This is a genomic window from Streptomyces sp. NPDC001514, from assembly GCF_053597075.1.
Window position 1 is genome coordinate 115,798 of record NZ_JBSFHO010000016.1, and the last position, 19,678, is coordinate 135,475.

19 protein-coding genes are annotated in these 19,678 nt (G+C 71.3%); 14 read left to right on the forward strand and 5 right to left on the reverse strand.

Annotated features, from left to right (window positions below; translation table 11 throughout):
- Window positions 1-184: 184 nt before the first annotated feature.
- Complete coding sequence (gene dnaE, locus ACWCXB_RS18935; RefSeq protein ID WP_450724211.1) at window positions 185-3,724, forward strand: DNA polymerase III subunit alpha; 3,540 nt, start codon at window positions 185-187, stop codon at window positions 3,722-3,724.
- A gap of 114 nt (window positions 3,725-3,838) precedes the next feature.
- Here the strand turns inward: dnaE and ACWCXB_RS18940 are convergent, their stop codons facing one another.
- The gene (locus ACWCXB_RS18940) at window positions 3,839-4,015 is read right to left on the reverse strand and encodes a hypothetical protein (protein WP_450724213.1); all 177 of its coding nucleotides are present in this window, start codon (window positions 4,013-4,015) and stop codon (window positions 3,839-3,841) included.
- Window positions 4,016-4,237: 222 nt separating this feature from the next.
- Here ACWCXB_RS18940 and ACWCXB_RS18945 point away from each other — a divergent pair, with 222 nt between their 5' ends.
- The 4 genes from ACWCXB_RS18945 to ACWCXB_RS18960 all read left to right on the forward strand — a co-directional run bounded on the left by ACWCXB_RS18945 (window position 4,238) and on the right by ACWCXB_RS18960 (window position 8,311).
- Entirely contained in the window at window positions 4,238-5,500 is a 1,263-nt protein-coding gene (locus ACWCXB_RS18945; protein WP_450724215.1) for an NYN domain-containing protein, read from the forward strand.
- A 37-nt stretch (window positions 5,501-5,537) separates the two neighbouring features.
- Window positions 5,538-6,512, forward strand: a complete 975-nt coding sequence (locus ACWCXB_RS18950; RefSeq protein ID WP_450724333.1) for an ABC transporter ATP-binding protein — start codon at window positions 5,538-5,540, stop codon at window positions 6,510-6,512.
- Between the two features lie 283 nt (window positions 6,513-6,795).
- Window positions 6,796-7,632: an ABC transporter permease gene (locus tag ACWCXB_RS18955; protein ID WP_450724217.1), complete on the forward strand. Its 837-nt coding sequence runs from the start codon at window positions 6,796-6,798 to the stop codon at window positions 7,630-7,632.
- A 49-nt stretch (window positions 7,633-7,681) separates the two neighbouring features.
- The gene (locus tag ACWCXB_RS18960) at window positions 7,682-8,311 is read left to right on the forward strand and encodes a DUF2567 domain-containing protein (RefSeq protein WP_450724219.1); all 630 of its coding nucleotides are present in this window, start codon (window positions 7,682-7,684) and stop codon (window positions 8,309-8,311) included.
- Between the two features lie 861 nt (window positions 8,312-9,172).
- Here the strand turns inward: ACWCXB_RS18960 and ybaK are convergent.
- From ybaK to ACWCXB_RS18980, 4 genes are all read right to left on the reverse strand, one after another.
- Window positions 9,173-9,676, reverse strand: a complete 504-nt coding sequence (gene ybaK, locus ACWCXB_RS18965) for a Cys-tRNA(Pro) deacylase (RefSeq protein WP_450724221.1) — start codon at window positions 9,674-9,676, stop codon at window positions 9,173-9,175.
- A 35-nt stretch (window positions 9,677-9,711) separates the two neighbouring features.
- On the reverse strand, window positions 9,712-10,452 hold the full coding sequence (locus ACWCXB_RS18970) for an LON peptidase substrate-binding domain-containing protein (RefSeq protein WP_450724223.1): 741 nt from the start codon (window positions 10,450-10,452) through the stop codon (window positions 9,712-9,714).
- A gap of 5 nt (window positions 10,453-10,457) precedes the next feature.
- Window positions 10,458-11,582: a hypothetical protein gene (locus ACWCXB_RS18975; protein WP_450724225.1), complete on the reverse strand. Its 1,125-nt coding sequence runs from the start codon at window positions 11,580-11,582 to the stop codon at window positions 10,458-10,460.
- A 183-nt stretch (window positions 11,583-11,765) separates the two neighbouring features.
- A complete protein-coding gene (locus ACWCXB_RS18980; protein ID WP_450724227.1) occupies window positions 11,766-13,373 on the reverse strand; it encodes an oxidoreductase in 1,608 nt (535 codons plus the stop codon).
- A gap of 160 nt (window positions 13,374-13,533) precedes the next feature.
- Here ACWCXB_RS18980 and hisD point away from each other — a divergent pair, with 160 nt between their 5' ends.
- The 9 genes from hisD to ACWCXB_RS19025 are packed head-to-tail and all read left to right on the forward strand — an operon-like array spanning window position 13,534 to window position 19,640.
- Entirely contained in the window at window positions 13,534-14,901 is a 1,368-nt protein-coding gene (gene hisD, locus ACWCXB_RS18985; protein WP_450724335.1) for a histidinol dehydrogenase, read from the forward strand.
- Window positions 14,898-16,016 carry a histidinol-phosphate transaminase gene (locus ACWCXB_RS18990; RefSeq protein WP_450724229.1) on the forward strand — a complete coding sequence of 373 codons (1,119 nt, stop codon included), beginning with the start codon at window positions 14,898-14,900 and terminating at the stop codon, window positions 16,014-16,016. The genes hisD and ACWCXB_RS18990 overlap by 4 nt, the downstream gene beginning before the upstream one ends.
- Window positions 16,013-16,606 carry an imidazoleglycerol-phosphate dehydratase HisB gene (hisB, locus tag ACWCXB_RS18995; protein WP_351570561.1) on the forward strand — a complete coding sequence of 198 codons (594 nt, stop codon included), beginning with the start codon at window positions 16,013-16,015 and terminating at the stop codon, window positions 16,604-16,606. The genes ACWCXB_RS18990 and hisB overlap by 4 nt, the downstream gene beginning before the upstream one ends.
- Window positions 16,607-16,608: 2 nt before the next feature.
- On the forward strand, window positions 16,609-16,773 hold the full coding sequence (locus tag ACWCXB_RS19000) for a hypothetical protein (RefSeq protein WP_450724231.1): 165 nt from the start codon (window positions 16,609-16,611) through the stop codon (window positions 16,771-16,773).
- Window positions 16,770-17,411, forward strand: coding sequence for an imidazole glycerol phosphate synthase subunit HisH (gene hisH / locus ACWCXB_RS19005; protein ID WP_450724233.1), 642 nt, complete (start codon window positions 16,770-16,772; stop codon window positions 17,409-17,411). The genes ACWCXB_RS19000 and hisH overlap by 4 nt, the downstream gene beginning before the upstream one ends.
- Before the next feature lie 2 nt (window positions 17,412-17,413).
- Window positions 17,414-18,142: a bifunctional 1-(5-phosphoribosyl)-5-((5-phosphoribosylamino)methylideneamino)imidazole-4-carboxamide isomerase/phosphoribosylanthranilate isomerase PriA gene (gene priA, locus ACWCXB_RS19010; RefSeq protein ID WP_450724235.1), complete on the forward strand. Its 729-nt coding sequence runs from the start codon at window positions 17,414-17,416 to the stop codon at window positions 18,140-18,142.
- Window positions 18,139-18,537 (forward strand): Rid family hydrolase, encoded by a 399-nt coding sequence (locus ACWCXB_RS19015; RefSeq protein WP_450724237.1) that lies wholly within the window; start codon window positions 18,139-18,141, stop codon window positions 18,535-18,537. The genes priA and ACWCXB_RS19015 overlap by 4 nt, the downstream gene beginning before the upstream one ends.
- Window positions 18,534-19,304 (forward strand): imidazole glycerol phosphate synthase subunit HisF, encoded by a 771-nt coding sequence (gene hisF / locus ACWCXB_RS19020; RefSeq protein WP_450724239.1) that lies wholly within the window; start codon window positions 18,534-18,536, stop codon window positions 19,302-19,304. Before ACWCXB_RS19015 ends, hisF begins: the two co-directional genes overlap by 4 nt.
- Before the next feature lie 57 nt (window positions 19,305-19,361).
- Window positions 19,362-19,640 (forward strand): hypothetical protein, encoded by a 279-nt coding sequence (locus ACWCXB_RS19025; protein ID WP_450724241.1) that lies wholly within the window; start codon window positions 19,362-19,364, stop codon window positions 19,638-19,640.
- The last annotated feature ends 38 nt before the right edge of the window (window positions 19,641-19,678 follow it).

Sequence of the window (19,678 nt, forward strand, 5' to 3'; positions counted from 1 at the left end):
AAAAGGGGCAGGTGTTCCGCCCCGCTCAACGCACGACGGTAGTCCTGAGTGCCCGACGATTGTCGGTGCGGAGGCATAGACTTCCACGCTGTCCACCCAGACTGTCCGCAGCCTGTCGCCAGCCCCCAGAGCGGGGGTCCGGGGGTCGTTCCCCCGGAAGATCACAGCCCGGAGGCCTTCCGCCGTGACCAAGCCGCCCTTTACGCACCTCCACGTCCACACCCAGTACTCCCTGCTGGACGGTGCCGCGCGGCTCAAGGACATGTTCAACGCCTGCAACGAGATGGGCATGACGCACATCGCCATGTCCGACCACGGCAACCTCCACGGTGCGTACGACTTCTTCCATTCCGCGAAGAAAGCCGGAATCACCCCGATCATCGGCATCGAGGCGTATGTCGCCCCGGAGTCCCGGCGGAACAAGCGGAAGATCCAGTGGGGCCAGCCGCACCAGAAGAGGGACGACGTCTCCGGTTCGGGTGGTTACACCCACAAGACGATCTGGGCGGCGAACCAGACGGGTCTGCACAACCTCTTCCGGCTCTCCTCGGACGCGTACGCCGAGGGCTGGCTGCAGAAGTGGCCCCGTATGGACAAGGAGACCATCTCCCAGTGGTCCGAGGGCCTGATCGCCTCCACCGGCTGCCCCTCGGGCGAGCTCCAGACCCGGCTGCGCCTCGGCCAGTTCGACGAGGCCCTGAAGTCCGCCGCCGAGTACCAGGACATCTTCGGCAAGGACCGGTACTTCCTGGAGCTGATGGACCACGGCATCGAGATCGAGCGCCGCGTCCGCGACGGCCTCCTCGAGATCGGCAAGAAGCTCGGCATCCCGCCGCTCGTCACCAACGACTCGCACTACACGTACGCCCACGAGGCGGGCGCCCACGACGCGCTGCTCTGCATCCAGACCGGCAAGAACCTCTCGGACCCGGACCGCTTCAAGTTCGACGGCACTGGCTACTACCTGAAGTCGACCGACGAGATGTACGCGATCGACTCGTCCGAAGCCTGGCAGGAAGGCTGCCGCAACACGCTGCTGGTCGCCGAGCAGGTCGACACCACCGGCATGTTCGAGGCGAAGAACCTCATGCCGAAGTTCGACATCCCCGAGGGCTACACCGAGATCACCTGGTTCCAGGAGGAGGTCCGGCGCGGCATGGAGCGCCGCTTCCCCGGCGGCATCCCCGACGACCGCCAGAAGCAGGCCGAGTACGAGATGGACGTCATCATCCAGATGGGGTTCCCGGGGTACTTCCTGGTCGTCGCCGACTTCATCATGTGGGCGAAGAAGAACGGTATCGCCGTCGGCCCCGGCCGTGGCTCCGCGGCCGGCTCGATCGTGGCGTACGCGATGGGCATCACCGACCTCGACCCCATCCCGCACGGTCTGATCTTCGAGCGCTTCCTCAACCCCGAGCGCGTCTCCATGCCCGATGTCGACATCGACTTCGACGAGCGTCGGCGCGTCGAAGTGATCAGGTACGTGACGGAGAAGTACGGCGCCGACAAGGTCGCCATGATCGGTACGTACGGCACCATCAAGGCCAAGAACGCGATCAAGGACTCCGCCCGGGTGCTGGGCTACCCGTACGCGATGGGCGACCGGCTCACGAAGGCGATGCCCGCCGACGTCCTCGGCAAGGGCATTCCGCTCTCCGGCATCCTCGACCCCAGCCACCCGCGCTACAGCGAGGCCGGCGAGATCCGCGGGATGTACGAGAACGAGCCGGACGTGAAGAAGGTCATCGACACCGCGCGCGGCGTCGAGGGCCTGGTCCGGCAGATGGGTGTGCACGCCGCAGGCGTGATCATGTCCAGCGAGACCATCACCGAGCACGTCCCCGTCTGGGTCAGGCACACCGACGGCGTCACCATCACACAGTGGGACTACCCGAGCTGTGAGTCGCTCGGCCTGCTCAAGATGGACTTCCTGGGCCTGCGCAACCTCACGATCATGGACGACGCCGTCAAGATGGTGAAGGCCAACAAGGGGATCGACATCGATCTCCTCAGCCTCCCGCTCGACGACCCGAAGACCTTCGAACTGCTCCAGCGCGGCGACACCCTCGGCGTCTTCCAGTTCGACGGCGGTCCCATGCGGTCCCTGCTGCGGCTGATGAAGCCCGACAACTTCGAGGACATCTCCGCCGTCTCGGCCCTCTACCGGCCGGGCCCGATGGGCATGAACTCGCACACGAACTACGCGCTGCGCAAGAACAAGCAGCAGGAGATCACTCCGATCCACCCGGAGCTCGAAGAGCCGCTGCGCGAGGTCCTGGACGTCACCTACGGCCTGATCGTCTACCAGGAGCAGGTGCAGAAGGCCGCCCAGATCATCGCCGGGTACTCGCTCGGCGAGGCCGACATCCTCCGCCGCGTCATGGGCAAGAAGAAGCCCGACGAGCTGGCGAAGAACTTCGTCCTCTTCCAGGAGGGCGCCCGGAAGAAGGGCTACAGCGACGAGGCCATCCAGGCCCTGTGGGACGTGCTGGTCCCCTTCGCCGGATACGCCTTCAACAAGGCCCACTCCGCTGCGTACGGCCTGGTCTCGTACTGGACGGCGTATCTCAAGGCCAACCACCCCGCCGAGTACATGGCGGGGCTGCTCACCTCGGTCAAGGACGACAAGGACAAGTCCGCGGTCTATCTGAACGAGTGCCGCCGCATGGGCATCAAGGTCCTGCCGCCCAATGTGAACGAGTCCGAGTCGAACTTCGCAGCCCAGGGCGACGATGTCATCCTCTTCGGCCTGACGGCCGTCCGGAACGTCGGACAGAACGTCGTCGAGTCGATCATCAGGTGCCGCAAGTCCAAGGGGAAGTACAGCTCCTTCCCGGACTTCCTCGACAAGGTCGAGGCGGTCGTCTGCAACAAGCGCACGATCGAGTCGCTCATCAAGGCCGGCGCCTTCGACGAGATGGGCCACACCCGCAAGGGCCTGGTCGCCCAGCACGAGCCCATGATCGACAACGTGGTGGCGGTCAAGCGCAAGGAGGCCGAGGGGCAGTTCGACCTCTTCGGCGGCATGGGAGACGAGGAGAGCGACGAGCCGGGTTTCGGCCTCGACGTCGAGTTCTCCGACGTCGAGTGGGAGAAGTCCTATCTGCTCGCGCAGGAGCGCGAGATGCTCGGCCTCTACGTCTCCGACCACCCGCTCTTCGGCATCGAGCACGTCCTGTCCGACAAGACGGACGCGGCGATCTCCCAGCTCACGGGCGGGGAGCACGCGGACGGGGCGGTCGTCACCATCGGCGGCATCATCTCGGGCCTGCAGCGGAAGATGACCAAGCAGGGCAATGCGTGGGCCATCGCGACCGTCGAGGACCTGGCCGGTTCCATCGAGTGCATGTTCTTCCCGGCGACGTACCAGCTGGTGTCCACACAGCTCGTCGAGGACACGGTCGTCTTCGTCAAGGGACGGCTCGACAAACGCGAGGACGTGCCGCGGCTCGTCGCGATGGAGCTGATGGTCCCCGACCTGTCGTCGGCCGGCACCAACGCGCCCGTGGTGATCACCATCCCGACGGTGAAGGTCACCCCGCCCATGGTCAGCCGGCTCGGCGAGATCCTCGGCCACCACAAGGGCAACACGGAGGTGCGGATCAAGCTCCAGGGCGCCCGCAAGACCACCGTGCTCCGCCTCGACCGGCACCGGGTCCAGCCCGACCCCGCGCTCTTCGGCGATCTGAAGGTGCTGCTCGGCCCGTCCTGCCTGGCAGGCTGATCCCGCGACTCGTAGGCATACGGATACGCATCGCGGCACGTGCCGTGGCGCAGCTGAGGGGCGCACCCGCCTTTGGGTGCGCCCCTCACACATACGTCGACGCGGCGCGGAGCCTCAGTTGTGGCCGAAGCGCTTCTGACGACCCTTGTGGGCGGCCGGATCGCCGGTGGCTATCTGTGTCGCCCGTTGTTCGGTCTGGGCCTCCATCGAGGAGCTACGGGCCTGCTGGGCACCGCGCTCCGCGCTCGAACCCGTCTGCGGCTTGCGTTCACGGTTCTTGTTCTTGGCCATGGTCTGCCTCCTGTGTCATCTAGGGGCCAGGGCCGCCATCAGACTCACATAGGCGTTCACACTGCGCATTTCGGATGATTGCGGTGAGTAACGGGCTGCTGTTACGGTGCGGCTTCACAATCGCCACGCCGATGATCGAGTTCCGGCCGTCAACCCTCCGGCTGTCGGGCAGACTCGAAGGAAACCCGAAGCAACTTCCGATCCCGAGGTTCCCGAAAGAGGGTGGAACACGTGGACCGCTGCGTCGTCCTGGTGGACGCCGGTTATCTGCTGGGCGCCGCCGCGAGTCTCCTCGCCGGAGAACCGGCCCGCTCCCGCATCACCGTCGACCACGCCGCCCTCATCCAGGCCCTCCGCGACCGCGCCGAGGCCGATACGGAACGCCCGTTGCTGCGCATCTACTGGTTCGACGGCGCCCCCGACCGCGTACCCCAGCCCGAGCACCGCAGGCTGCGGGTCATGCCCCGCGTCACCGTCCGGCTCGGTGCACTGACCCGCAGCGACGGCCGCTGGGCGCAGAAGGGCGTCGACGCCGCGATGCACGCCGAGCTCACCGAACTGGCCAGAAATCGCGCCTGCTCCGACGTGGTGCTGGTGACCGGCGACGGCGATCTGCTGCCCGGACTGATGTCCGCCAAGGAACACGGGGTCGCCGTCCACCTCTGGGCCGTGCAGGCCGCCGACGGCGACTACAACCAGTCGGAGGACCTGGTGGCCGAGGCCGACGAGCGCCGTGTCCTCGACCGGGCCTGGATCACCCAGGCCGTCCGCGCCAAGGACCTCGGCGGCGTCTGCGCCCCGCCGCCCGCGCCCCGCCCGGAGATCGCGGCGATCCTCTCCGCCCCGCTGCCCGAGTCGGCGCTCGCGGCGGCCGCGGAGCGGGCGGACGAGGCGGCCCGTGCGCAGGTGGGGGAGGTACGGAACGGGACGTCGGCCCCGGCCGCGGCCGCGGGTGCCGAGCCCGCCGGGCCGGGGGGACCCGGGGCGAAGGGCGTGCCGACCCCCAAGGACCTTGCGGGCCTGCGCGGCCCGGCCGCCCCGACCGACCGTCACCCGGCGAGCGCCACGCTGCGCTGGTCCTCCGACAAGGGCTGGATCGAGCGGCCCGGCGGCGCGCTCGGCGAGTCGCCCGAGACCGCGTCGCTGCCCACGCTCGCCCAGCTCACCAGCGCCGAGCAGCGCTGGGCCGACCGCGAGGAGGACATCACCACGGTCGGCGGTGACCCCTACGAGGTCGGGCAGGTCTTCGCGCGCCGCTGGATGGAGCGGCTCCCGGACCCCGCGCACGTACAGAAGCTGTCCACCATGTACCCGCGGATCCCGCACCGCATCGACGGCGAACTGCTGCGGTACGCGGCCCGATTCGGACTTCTCGCCCACAAGGACGACCAGATCGACGAGCACGACCGCTATGCCATCCGGGCCGGATTCTGGCGTGAGATCGACGTCCGGGCGGCCGCCGAGCACGCCCCAGCGGGGGAGTAGCCCCGACGACCCCGTAGGCTCGTCCCTCGTGAGTACGGTGTGCGTGGTGCGGGATCTGGTCAAGACGTACCCCGCCGCGCGTGCCCGGCGGGGGGCTCCCGCGACCCCCGAGGTGCGGGCCAGCGACGGAATCTCGCTGGAGGTGCGCACCGGCGAGATCTTCGGACTGCTCGGCCCCAACGGCGCCGGAAAGTCCACCCTCGTACGCCAGCTCACCGGTCTGATGCGCCCCGACTCCGGCGCGGTCGAGGTCCTCGGCCACGATCTTGTACGCCACCCCGAGCGGGCGGCCCGGCTCATCGGCTACCTCGGCCAGGAGTCCACCGCACTCGACGAGCTGACCGTCGCACTGGCCGCGGAGACGACCGGACGGCTGCGGGGCCTCGGGGTACGGGAGGCACGCGCCGAGCGCGACACCGTACTCGAAGAGCTCGGGCTGACCGCACTGGCCGGGCGGCCCCTGAAGAGGCTGTCCGGCGGGCAGCGGCGGCTGGCGTGCTTCGCGGCCGCACTGGTCGGCGAGCGGCCCGTCCTCGTCCTGGACGAGCCCACCACCGGAATGGACCCGGTCGCGCGGCGCGCGGTCTGGGCCGCGGTGGACCGGCGGCGTGCCGAGCACGGAGCGACGGTGCTCCTCGTCACCCACAACGTCATCGAGGCCGAGACCGTCCTCGACCGCGTCGCCGTGCTCGAACGCGGCAAGGTCATCGCCTGCGACACCCCCGCGGGGCTCAAGGAGCGCGTGGCCGGAGAGGTGCGGGTCGAGCTGGTGTGGCGCGAGCGGGCGCCCCTGGACGTCCCGGAAGTCGCCGCGCTCCGTGCCTCCGCCCAGGAGTCCGGCCGCCGCTGGGTGCTGCGGCTCGCCCCGGACGAGGCGCGTGCGGCGGTCGCCGCGGTGACCGGCGGCGAGGCGTTCGCGGCGCTGGACGACTTCACGCTGGCCACGCCGAGCCTGGAGGACGTGTACCTGGCGCTCGGCGGGCACGCGACGAAGGGCCTGGTGAAGGCATGAGCGGCGGGAGGTCCCCGCGTGCCGGGGGAATCCGGCGCCTGCCGCCGGCCGGGACTCGCGGACCGACGGCGCCGACGTCGGCGCCGCACGTGGCACCGCGCGGTGCCGGACGGGGCGGTCCGTGCCGTGGCGCGGCGGTGCCGTCCGCGTCCGCGTCGCCGCGACGGGGACGCGGCGGCCCGTGCAGCCGCCCGACCGTGTCGGCGTCGGCGCTGTGCGCCGCCGGGCGGGGCCACGGCCGTGGCACAGTGAGCCCGTACGTACGGAACAGGAGCAGCGCCAGGTGAGCATCGTGCCTGCGGAGGCCGTGTCCGCGAATGTGCGCGGGGCGCAGGCCGCCGACCGTGCCGGGTCCGGCGGCGGTCCCGCGCCGCTCGCGCCGCGCGCCCGGCTGCTGCCCGCGCTTGCCGCGGTGTACCGCGCCCAGCTGTCCCGGGCGCGGGTCGCCCGGATCCCCCTCCTCTTCGTGGCGACCTTCCAGTCCGTCGGCATCATGGTGCTGATGCGGGGCGTCGTCGACGGCGGCGCCGAGGCGCGTGCCGTCGTCGCCGGGGCGTCCGTGCTGGTCGTCGCGTTCGTCGCGCTCAATCTGCTTGCCCAGTACTTCGGCCAGCTCAGGGCCGGGGGCGGCCTCGACCACTACGCGACCCTGCCCGTGCCGCCCGCGGCGGTGGTGCTCGGCGCGGCCGGGGCGTACGCCTCGTTCACCGTGCCAGGGACGGTCGTGACCGCGGTCATCGGCTCGGTGCTCTTCGGGCTGCCGCTCACGCATCTGTGGGTGCTGGCCGCCGTGATCCCGCTCTCGGGCGCGGCGCTCGCGGGGCTCGGAGCGGCGCTCGGGCTGCTTGCGCCCCGCCAGGAACTCGCCACACTGCTCGGCCAGTTGGGCATGTCCGCAGCCCTGCTGCTGGGTGTGCTGCCGGCCGGGCGGCTGCCGGAGCCGATCGCGTACGCGCGGGATCTGCTGCCGTCGACGTACGGGGTCGAGGCGCTGGCCCGTACCTTCGACGCGCATCCGCAGTGGCCCGCCGTGGCGCTGGACCTCGCGGTCTGCGCGGTCGTGGGCGTGGCGTCGCTGGGCGCCGCGACATGGGCGTACCGGAGGGCCGCGGTCCGGTGAGGTGCGGTCCGGTGAGGCGGGCCACAGGGACGTTTGGCACGATGTCAGGGTGACCGCACCCCTTACGCCGCCTCACCAGCCTCCGCCGCACGACGCGCCCTGGTACAACCCGTACCCCCTCCCCATGAAGGACGGAGAAGGGCAGGAGATGAAGAGGGAGCTGCGCCTGGCTGCCATCGTCCTGCCGGCGGTGGTGCTGGCCGGCGTCGCGCTCGGCCTGCTGTGGCTGTGGCTCGCGCCGCGCGTGGCGCTGATCTCCACGGGCAAGGCGGTCTTCGTCGTGGACACGGAGGGCGAGGAGGCGGCGGGCGCGGACGGCACGTTCGTGCTGCTGGCACTCGGCTTCGGGGTGCTGTGCGCGGCGGTGGTGTTCCTGATCCACCGGCGCGGCGGAATCCCGCTCGTCCTCGCGCTGGCGCTGGGCGGGCTTGCGGCTTCGATGCTGGGCTGGGGCATCGGCTACTGGTTCGGCCCCGAGCAGGACGTCGTCGCCCACGCGCGTGCGGTGGGCGAGGGCGTCACCTTCGACGCGCCCCTGCAGCTCCGCTCCCGTGCGGCGCTGCTGGCCTGGCCCGTGGCGTCCATGGTGGTCCACCTGGCCCTCACGGCCCTCTTCGCCCCCCGCGACCCGGAACCCGACTGGCCGGCCCCGCCGCTGGGCGGGCCCACAGGCGGCTGACGCGGGGTGCGGCTGAGGGGTGCCGCTGCGGGGTTCTGCTGCGCGGGGCCTCTTCCCCACCCCGCCCCTTCCCGAACTGTGGCTCCGGCCCAGGCTCCGTTCTTCGCGGGCCCCGACGCCCTGCGGGCGTGGGAGCCCAGCGGGGCTGGAGGCGCTGGTTCGGGCTCCGCCCCGGACCCCGTTCCGGGGCTCTGCCCGAGGGGGCTGGAATCTCGGGGCTCCGCCGCGGGCCCGGCGCCTCGCTGGGAGCCCCCCAGCGCGGCAGGCGGGGCTCTGTTCTCGCCCCGTTCTCAGGGCTTTGCCCGCTACGCCCTGCGGGCGTGTGTCTGGATCTTGCGGCTCCGCCGCGGGCCCGGCGCCTCGCTGGGAGCCCCCCAGCGGGCCGGTGGGACTCTGCTCCCGACCCGTTCCGGGAGCTCTGCCCCTTACGCCCCCCGATCGTGGAGGCACCACCGCGGGAGCGGATCTCGGGGCTCCGCCCCCGGCCCGGGCCTGCCCTGGCGGGCGTGGGGGCCTCGCGTCCCAAGCCCCGGGGGCCCGGACGTGTGGGTCCACCCGCAGGTGCCGGGCGCGCATATCGAGCCCGTCCGGCGTTTGAGGACGGACACCCCGGCCCACCCGCCGGTGCCGGGCACGCACATCCCCGGGGTCCGGGGGCGAAGCCCGCAGTTCGGGCCACCCGGGGGCGGTCCGCCGCGAAACGTCAGGCCGGGCGGCGGCCGTGGTTGGCGCGGCGCTTCCTCAGGCGCCATTTGCGTTTGCGTGTGCGCTTCGACATGTGGGCCCCCTCAGATCGGGTGTCCTACGGTCGTAGCGGAGGAAGGCCCCGCCGTCGAGGGTGCGCGCAGGGACGGACAGGAGCTACGCGCGGCCGATCGGGGCCACCACCGCTCCCGTGAGGCCGGCCAGGTCGCCCGGCGCGAGCTCGACCTCAAGGCCCCGGCGGCCGGCCGACACGCAGATCGTCGTGTGCGCGGAGGCCGACGCGTCCAGCACCGTCCGCAGCCGCTTGCGCTGGCCCAGCGGGGAGATGCCGCCCCGCACATAGCCCGTCGTGCGCTCCGCGGCCGCCGGGTCGGCCATCACCGCACGCTTGCCGCCGACCGCCGTGGCGAGGGCCTTCAGGTCGAGCTGGCCCGCCACCGGGACGACGGCCACCGTCAGCTCGCCGTCGACGTCCGCGACGAGCGTCTTGAAGACCCGCTCGGGCGAGACGCCGAGGGCCTCGGCGGCCTCCTCGCCGTACGACGCCGACGCCGGGTCGTGCTCGTACGCGTGGACCGTGAACTCCGTACCCGCGGCCGTCAGCGCCACCGTCGCCGGGGTGCCTCCGCCGCCCTGCTGCTTCTTCGACTTCTTCGCCAAGGTCCTGGTCCTCGTGTCGGTTCGGGCTCGCGGGCTCAGTTCGGGCTCGTCGGCGCCCGCGTCAGCTCGACCGCCGGCAGCGACGGCAGATGCCGGATCACCGCCGTCTCGGAGCGCAGCAGCTTCAGCTCCTCACGCAGCCGCGTCGCCGTGTCCGGCGCCTGCAGCAGCCGCTGCTTCGCCGGGGTGTCCAGCACCGCCGCGGCGGCCACCAGATACGACACGACCGACGGCTCGTCCGGCAGCTCGGCGCCCGTCGACAGCGAACGCTCCCGCGCGCCCGCCAGCCGCTTCTGGTAGCTGCGGAACGCCCGGAGCACACCCTCGGCGAGGGCTCCCGCCCCGTCGCCCGGCTCCTCCGGGATCTCCTCGACCTCGGCGGTCAGAAAGGGACCGCTCGCGTCGACGGAGAGCAGTTTGATCCGGCTCGTGCCGGTGGCCAGCACCTCGAAGCTGCCGTCCGCGCGCTCGCGGATCGTCGCGGCGTCCGCGATGCACCCCACCCGGTGGAACGCCTGGATCGGGTCCGCACCGAAGCCCGCCGCCGGGCCCTTTTCGGGCAGCGCGGTCTGGTCCGGCATGCCGGGCGCGGTCGGCGCGACCTCGCGGCCGTCGCGGATGGCGACCACGGCGAACCTGCGGGGTTCGGACTCGTCGGTCTTCAGCAGCTCGCGCATCATGGCGCGATAACGCTCTTCGAAGACGTTCAGCGGCAGAACGAGTCCTGGGAAGAGCACCGCGTTGAGCGGGAAGAGGGGCAGGCTTGCGGTGGTCACAGCGGCTAAGCGTAATGGCCCCCGGACGGGCTCTGTCCGGCCTGTCTGCGGATCGGACCGATCGCACCCGCGGGGCCGGTCACGTCGGGAACGCCCGGCACCCCTCGCGACCCGGAAGAGCGGGCCGACCGGGCCGACGTCCGCCGGAAGGGCATCGTCGAGGCCACCTCGATCCGTACGCCGTCGCGCGCCTCCAGGAACTGGCCCAGCGGATCGTCCGTCACGCAGTTCCACGGGAACGACGTCGCGTACGGGCCGATCAGCCGGAACTGCTCCAGCGCCTCCGCCCAGCGGCCCCGCGCGATCAGCACGTACACCAGCAGATTGCGGATCTCCGATGGCCACGGGTCGCCGGCCTCGTACTGGCCGGACAGCGCGATCGCCAGATCGGCGGCGGCGTCGATCCGGTCCGCCTGTACGGCGGTGGGCTCCCCTGTCAGCAGCAGCGCGAACGCCGCCCGCACGGGCAGCGCCTGCACCAGCGAACCCGGCAGCGCGTCCTCGGCGGCGCGCTCGGCGAAGTCGAAGCACTCGCGGTGCGAGCCGTACCAGACGGCGGAGAGGTACTGGAGCGCCGCGACATGGCAGCCGTAGTGGTGCGAGGCCCGGCGCACGGCCTGCTCCCACAGCGACTCGAACGCGGTGTGCGTGGCGTGAGTGCCGCGCGCGTGGTCGAGCGCCAGCCGCCAGGGCACCGGATCCTGGGGACCCGCCTCGGCCGCCGCGTGGATCAGCGGCCCGACCTCGCGGAGCCGCTCCCCGCGCGCGGGCGAGCTCCATGCCCTGCGCACCTCCAGTTCGGCCTTCACCAGCAGGGCGTCCGGATCGCGCGGAGTGGTGGCGAGCCAGTGGGCCAGCCAGTCGCCGCGGTGGTACGCGAACGCCGCGAGCCGCATGACATAGCGGTCGCGGTTCTCCCACTCGGCCGCCGCGCGCGTGGCGGCGAGCAGTTCGGCTGCCGGCTCGTGATCGCCGAGCGCGGCGGCCACGAGTGCGGGCCCGAGCCGCCCGTCGGGCGCGTCGAGCAGTACCGCGTCGTCCGGCGTCAGCCCGTCGGCGAGCCGCGGGGTGTGCCGGATCATGCGGGCGGTGCTGATCATGGCGCGGAGCAGAGACATGGTGCGGACCATTGAAAGCCGCAGGTAGGGGCGGCGCCAGGGGGCATCTGTGAAGTTTTGGTAGCAGGTGGAATGGTTGTCCTGCCGAAGGTCAAGAAAGAGCAAAGGAGCGTGCAATCCTGCGCACGCGCCCCTCCCTCGGCCTCGCCTCGGCAGTGCTGCCTGCCTCGGCCCGCCTCAGCGGCGCCCCTTCCCTCAGCCCCGTCTCAGCATCCTCGACGCCCCCGCCGCCACCGTCGTCGCGAGGATCCAGCCGAGCAGCACCAGCGCCGCCGCGGCCCACTGCCAGCGGCCCTCCAGGCGCCAGTAGCCGTCCTGGCCGAGGTTGATCACCGGGAGGAGCAGGTCAAGGGCGTACAGGGACGCGTTCCACTCCGGGTGCTCGTCCGGCTTGATCGCCGCGGGCTCGTAGCGGGAGAACGCCACCGCTCCCGCCGCCCAAAGGATCGCCATCCACAGCGCTGCCCGCCCCGGCCGGTAGCCGTACGCCACCGTCCAGTCCTGCAGATAGCCCCAGAGTTTCGCGGCCAGCGGCAGGGTCTCGCGGCGCCGACGCTGCTTGGCGAGCAGCACCTCGCGCGCGTCCGCGTCCTCGCCGCTGTTGCGCAGCACCGTCGCCAGCCGTTCGTACGGCTCCGGCGCGTACTCGGGGGTGGCCGCGGCCACCCACTCCAGCCGGCGTGCGAGCGGGAAGCGGCTGTACGGGACGAGGTTCTCGTACACGAAACCGCCCATCGCGAGCCCGCCGGGACCGGGCCAGCTCGTCGACAGGTCGATGAGCGTGACGATCTTCGCGCCGTTGAGCACGACGCGGCCCTCCTCGGGCCGCTCGCCGTTGAAGCGCAGCTCGGGAGTGGCGATCCTGCGCAGCGACAGCTCCTCGCGCCGGGCGTCCGACAGGATGAAGCGGGCCTTGTGGAAGTCGACCGCGTCGCCGAAGCGGCCGTCGTCCAGACGCACCCCGCCGTGGCACTCGAAGGGCTGCTCCTGTGCGACGCGTGCCCGGCCGCCGGCCGCGTTCGCGATGCCGAACGGGGGAGTGGCGCCCTGGTCGCCGGCCACGTTGACCCAGGCGTAGGTCATGTACAGCGTGCGCTCCACGGTCAGCTGCGGGGCGTTGAGCGCACGGCGTCCCTCCGCCGCCCTCAGCCGGCTGCCGCGCAGGCTCAGCGACACGCCGACCTTCGCGCCGCGCAGGCTGACTTCGCCGTACGTCTCGATCAGCTCGGCCTGGAGGTCCTGTGCCACGGACAGCCCGTCCGCGGCGATCGCACGGCCCCGCCGGTCCGGCCACACCCGGATCTGGTTGATCAGCAGATCCGTGCCTATCTGCGCGTCCGTGAGCCGTATGCCGCGCTCGACCCGGCAGCGCGGCAGATGCAGATCGCCCTCCGTGTGCAGCCGGGCGGCCTCCAGCCGCGGGATCGCGCAGCCGACCATGCGCAGGGTCGTGAACCGGGCCTCGGGGAGCGTCACTTCGTTCTCGAAGCGGCAGCCGGTCAGCTCGACGTACGGCCCGATCGTCCCGCCCGCGAGCGAGAGCTTCCCGGTGATGAACGCCCCGCGCAGCTTCAGTGCGCACACCCGGCCCGGCCGCGCGGGCGGGCCGCTGAGCAGCAGCATCGCGATCACATCGGCGCGGACGCTGCGCTCCGGGCCCCAGGCCCCGCCCGAGAAGGGATCGTTCAGCAGCGGATTGCGGTCACGCAGGTCGCAGGTTCTGCCGCTCTCGAACGCCGTCCACATGGTGTGTTCCGCCGTGGTCAGATCGTTGGGCATGTCCATGCCCTGCGGCTCGGTCAAGGCCGCCCCCTTGCTTCCCCGGTTTCGTGCATTCGTACAACCGTTCTTCCCGCTGCGTGACGGACTGAACGCTAGTGGTCATGAGCGAGTTGTGGGACACGTATCAGCCAGTGATACGGACGACCGGTCCTCGGAGCACGTCTGCGAGAATTGACCCGTGCTGCGATCAATTTCTCTGGCTCGAATCGATCTGCGTGGCGACGCCCTCCCGGAGGGTGGCGCCCTGCGCGACCTGCTGCCCCGCGCCGAGTTCGACGTGGAGGCCGCCCTGGAGAAGGTGCGGCCCATCTGCGAGGACGTGCATCATCGCGGCACGGCGGCGCTGATCGAGTACGCCGAGAAGTTCGACGGTGTGAAGCTGGAGCGGGTACGGGTGCCCGCGAAGGCGCTCGCCGAGGCGCTCGAGCAGCTCGACCCCGAGGTCAGGGCCGCCCTGGAGGAGTCGATCCGGCGCGCCAGGATCGTCCACCGCGCGCAGCGCCGCGAGACGCACACCACGCAGGTCGTGCCCGGTGGCACGGTGACCGAGAAGTGGATTCCGGTCGAGCGTGTCGGGCTGTACGCACCGGGCGGGCGTTCCGTCTACCCGTCCTCCGTGATCATGAACGCGGTGCCGGCGCAGGAGGCCGGCGTCGAGTCCATCGCGCTTGCGTCCCCGCCGCAGAAGGAGTTCGGCGGCCTGCCGCACCCGACGATCCTCGCCGCCTGCGCGCTGCTCGGTGTGGACGAGGTGTACGCCGCGGGCGGTGCCCAGGCCGTCGCGATGTTCGCGTACGGCACGGAGGAGTGCGCCCCGGCCAACATGGTGACCGGCCCCGGCAATGTCTGGGTCGCCGCCGCCAAGCGCTACTTCACGGGCCGCATCGGCATCGACACCGAGGCCGGCCCGACCGAGATCGCGGTGCTCGCCGACGCCACCGCCGACCCCGCCCACGTCGCCGCCGATCTGATCAGTCAGGCCGAGCACGACCCGCTGGCCGCGGCCGTCCTGGTCACCGACTCGCCCGAGCTCGCGGACGCCGTCGAGCGCGAGCTGGAGCCGCAGATCGCCGCAACGAAGCACGTCGAGGACCGGATCGTCCCGGCGCTGTCCGGCAAGCAGTCCGCGATCGTCCTCGTCGACGGCATCGAGGAGGGCCTGCGCGTCGTCGACGCGTACGGCGCCGAGCACCTGGAGATCCAGACCGCCGACGCCGCGGCCGTCGCCGACCGGGTCCGCAATGCGGGCGCGATCTTCGTCGGCCCCTGGGCTCCGGTCTCCCTCGGTGACTACTGCGCGGGCTCCAACCACGTGCTGCCGACCGGCGGCTGCGCCTGCCACTCCTCCGGACTCTCCGTCCAGTCCTTCCTGCGCGGTGTCCACATCGTGGACTACACGCGCGACGCACTCGCCGAGGTCACCCACCACGTGGTGACGCTGGCGGAGGCGGAGGACCTCCCGGCGCACGGCGCCGCGCTCAAGGCAAGGTTTGGGGGTACCCCCACGCGCGAAGCGCAGTGGGGGAGGAAGGTGCCCGACAGCAAGTGAGCAAGAGCGACATCGGCATCGACGATCTCCCCGTCCGCGACGAGCTGCGCGGCAAGTCCCCGTACGGCGCGCCGCAGCTCGACGTGCCCGTACAGCTGAACACCAACGAGAACCCGTACCCGCTGCCCGAGCCGCTCGTCGAGCGCATCGCCGAGCGGGTCAGGGAAGCCGCGCGCGGCCTCAACCGCTACCCCGACCGGGATGCCGTCGAGCTCCGCACCGAGCTTGCCAAGTACCTCACGCGCACCGGAAAGCACCCGGTCTCCCTCGCCAACGTCTGGGCGGCCAACGGATCCAACGAGGTCATCCAGCAGCTGCTCCAGACCTTCGGCGGCCCGGGCCGCACGGCCATCGGCTTCGAGCCCTCGTACTCGATGCACGGACTGATCGCCCGCGGCACCGGCACCGGCTGGATCTCCGGTCCCCGCAACGACGACTTCACCATCGACGTGGCTGCGGCCTCGCGGGCCGTCGCCGAGCACCGGCCCGACGTCGTCTTCATCACCTCGCCCAACAACCCCACGGGCACCGCCGTCGACGCCGAGACGGTCCTCGCGCTGTACGAGGCCGCCCAGCAGGCCAAGCCGTCGCTCGTGGTCGTCGACGAGGCCTACGTCGAGTTCAGCCACCGCCCCTCGCTGCTGCCGCTGATCCAGGGCCGGCCGAACCTCGTCGTCTCGCGCACCATGTCCAAGGCCTTCGGCGCGGCCGGGCTGCGCCTCGGCTATCTCGCCGCGCACCCGGCCGTGGTCGACGCCGTCCAGCTCGTACGGCTGCCGTACCACCTCTCCGCCGTCACCCAGGCGACGGCACTCGCCGCCCTGGAGCACACGGACACGCTGCTGAAGTACGTCGAGCAGCTCAAGGAGGAGCGGGACCGGCTGGTCACCGAGCTGCTCGCCATCGGTTACGAAGTGACCGAATCCGACGCCAACTTCGTCCAGTTCGGACGCTTCGAGGACACCCACGGCATGTGGCAGAAGATCCTCGACCGGGGCGTCCTCGTCCGTGACAACGGCGTACCGGGCTGGCTGCGGGTCACCGCCGGGACCCCCGAAGAGAACGACGCGTTCCTCGATGCGGTTCGCGCACTGAAGAAGGAGCAGAGCTCATGAGCCGCGTAGGACGGGTCGAGCGCACCACGAAGGAGACGTCCGTCGTCGTCGAGATCAACCTCGACGGCACCGGAAAGGTCGATGTGTCGACCGGGGTCGGGTTCTACGACCACATGCTGGACCAGCTCGGCCGCCACGGTCTGTTCGACCTCACCGTCAAGACCGACGGCGATCTGCACATCGACAGCCACCACACCATCGAGGACACCGCCCTCGCGCTGGGCGCCGCCTTCAAGCAGGCCCTCGGCGACAAGGTGGGGATCTACCGGTTCGGCAACTGCACCGTCCCGCTGGACGAGTCGCTCGCGCAGGTGACCGTCGACCTGTCCGGCCGCCCCTACCTCGTGCACACCGAGCCGGAGAACATGGCGCCGATGATCGGTGCGTACGACACGACGATGACCCGGCACATCCTGGAGTCCTTCGTCGCCCAGGCGCAGATCGCGCTGCACGTCCACGTGCCGTACGGGCGCAATGCCCACCACATCGTGGAGTGCCAGTTCAAGGCGCTCGCCCGCGCCCTGCGCTATGCCTCGGAGCGCGACCCGCGCGCCGCCGGAATCCTTCCCTCCACGAAGGGTGCGCTGTAGCTGTGACCGGTCTCTCCACGGTTCTGATCGTCCTCGGGCTCTTTCTGCTCGGCGGCGTGATCTCCTTCGCCAAGCAGCAGATGCCCAAGGGCCTCATCGTGCTGCTCTCCGTCGGCGCCGCGATGTGTCTGGTCGCCGGCGTCCTGCGCCTGGACGTGTGGTCATGAGCGCGCGCAAGAAGGTCGTCGTCTTCGACTACGGCTTCGGCAACGTCCGGTCGGCCGAGCGGGCCGTCGCCCGCGTCGGCGCGGACGTCGAGATCACCCGTGACTTCGACGCGGCCATGAACGCCGACGGGCTCCTGGTCCCCGGCGTCGGCGCCTTCTCCGCCTGCATGACCGGGCTGAAGGAGGCCCGCGGGCACTGGATCGTCGACCGCCGGCTCTCCGGCGGCCGCCCGGTCATGGGCATCTGCGTCGGCATGCAGATCCTCTTCGAGCGCGGCATCGAGCACGGCGTCGAGACCGAGGGCCTGGACGAGTGGCCCGGCGTGGTCGCGCCGCTGAAGGCCCCGGTCGTCCCCCACATGGGCTGGAACACCGTCAAGGCGCCCGAGGACAGTGAGCTGTTCGCCGGCCTCGACCCGGACGCCCGCTTCTACTTCGTCCACTCGTACGCCGTGCACGAATGGTCCCTCGAGATCACCAACCCGGCGATGCGCGCCCCCAAGGTCACCTGGGCGACCCACGGCGAGCCGTTCGTCGCGGCCGTCGAGAACGGGGCCCTGTGGGCGACCCAGTTCCACCCCGAGAAGTCCGGCGACGCCGGAGCCCAGCTCCTCACCAACTGGATCGAGACCCTCTGATCATGGCTCAGAAGCTTGAACTCCTCCCCGCCGTCGACGTCCGCGACGGCCAGGCCGTCCGCCTCGTCCACGGAGAGTCCGGTACGGAGACGTCGTACGGGTCCCCGCTGGAGGCCGCCCTCACCTGGCAGCGCGCGGGCGCCGAATGGCTCCACCTGGTCGACCTGGACGCCGCCTTCGGCACCGGCGACAACCGTGAGCTCATCGCCGAGGTCGCCGGGGCCATGGACATCAAGGTCGAGCTGTCCGGCGGCATCCGCGACGACGACACCCTCGCCGCGGCCCTCGCCACCGGCTGCACCCGCGTCAACCTCGGCACCGCGGCCCTGGAGACCCCCGAGTGGGTCGCCAAGGTCATCGCCGAGCACGGCGACAAGATCGCGGTCGGTCTCGACGTGCGCGGCACGACCCTGCGCGGCCGCGGCTGGACCCGCGACGGCGGCGACCTCTACGAGACGCTGGCCCGGCTCGACTCCGAGGGCTGCGCCCGCTACGTCGTCACCGACATCGCCAAGGACGGCACCCTCCAGGGCCCCAACCTGGAGCTGCTGCGCAACGTCTGCGCCGCCACCGACAAGCCCGTCGTCGCCTCCGGCGGCGTCTCCTCGCTCGACGACCTGCGCGCGCTCGCCTCGCTGGTCCCGGAGGGCGTCGAGGGCGCCATCGTCGGCAAGGCGCTCTACGCCGAGGCGTTCACCCTGGAAGAGGCCCTGGAGGCAGTCTCCCCATGACAGACGTACGCCGCATCACCTCCGGCGGAGCGTGGGAAGAGGCCTACGCCTACTCGCGCGCCGTGGAGCTGCCGAACGGTCTCGTGCTCGTCTCCGGCTGTACGTCGATGATCGACGGCGCCTTCGCCGACGGCGGCCCGTACGACCAGGCGGTCAACTCCTTCAACGTCGCCATCGGCGCGCTGAAGGAGCTCGGCCTCGGCACCGAGCACGTGGTGCGCACCCGGATGTACATCACGCACGCCCGGGACGTCGAGGAGGTCGGCCGCGCCCACAAGGAGCTGTTCGACGCCGTCCGCCCCGCCTCGACGCTGGTCATCGTCGCCGGCCTCGCCGACCCGCGGCTGGTCGTGGAGGTCGAGGTCGAGGCATACCGAGGAGGTTCGCAGTCATGACCCTCGCGGTCCGAGTCATCCCGTGCCTGGACGTCGACAACGGCCGGGTGGTCAAGGGAGTCAACTTCCGGAATCTCCGGGACGCGGGCGACCCGGTCGAGATGGCCAAGCTGTACGACGCCGAGGGCGCCGACGAGCTGACCTTCCTCGACATCACGGCGTCGTCCGGCGACCGCGAGACGACGTACGACGTGGTGCGCCGCACCGCGGAGCAGGTCTTCATCCCGCTCACGGTGGGCGGCGGCGTCCGCTCGGCGGACGACGTCGACAAGCTGCTGCGGGCCGGCGCCGACAAGGTCGGCGTCAACACGGCGGCCATCGCCCGCCCGGAGCTGATCCGCGAGATCGCCGAGCGCTTCGGCCGCCAGGTGCTGGTCCTGTCGGTGGACGCCCGCCGCACCCCGGAAGGCACCACGACGCCGTCCGGCTACGAGGTGACCACCCACGGCGGCCGCCGGGGCACCGGCATCGACGCCATCGAATGGGCGCACCGGGCCGCCGAGCTGGGCGCGGGCGAGATCCTGCTCAACTCGATGGACGCCGACGGCACCAAGGACGGCTACGACACGGAGATGATCGCGGCCGTCCGCAAGCACGTCACGGTCCCGGTCATCGCCTCCGGCGGCGCGGGCAGGCTCGCCGACTTCGCCCCGGCCATCGCGGCGGGCGCGGACGCGGTGCTCGCGGCATCCGTCTTCCACTTCGGCGATCTGCGGATCGGGCAGGTGAAGGAGACGCTGCGCGAGGCGGGGCATCCCGTTCGGTAGTCGATCGAGGTCTCGCCGGGGAACACTCCGATCCGTGACTGGGGCGCCTTGCAGTGCATGGCCGAGCGACACCGGTACGAGCGCGTCGCGGGGGAGCCGTACTACGAGGAAGCGGCCACGCGCGCGGCCACGTTCCTGCACACGGCGTTGCGGCTCCGTCCGTTCACGGACTACAACGCGTCGATCGGTATCGGCTGTGTTCGTGCCTACATGGAGGAGTCCGGCGTGCCTGTCGCGCCGACGCACGGCGATTGGGCGAAGCTCGTCGGCGACGTCCGCAGTGACGAGGCGGACCTGACCGAGGTTGCCCGTCTTCTGCGCGACTGGGCCGCCTGACGGCCTCCGGGCGGGCCGCAGCCCTCCCCAAGGGTGAT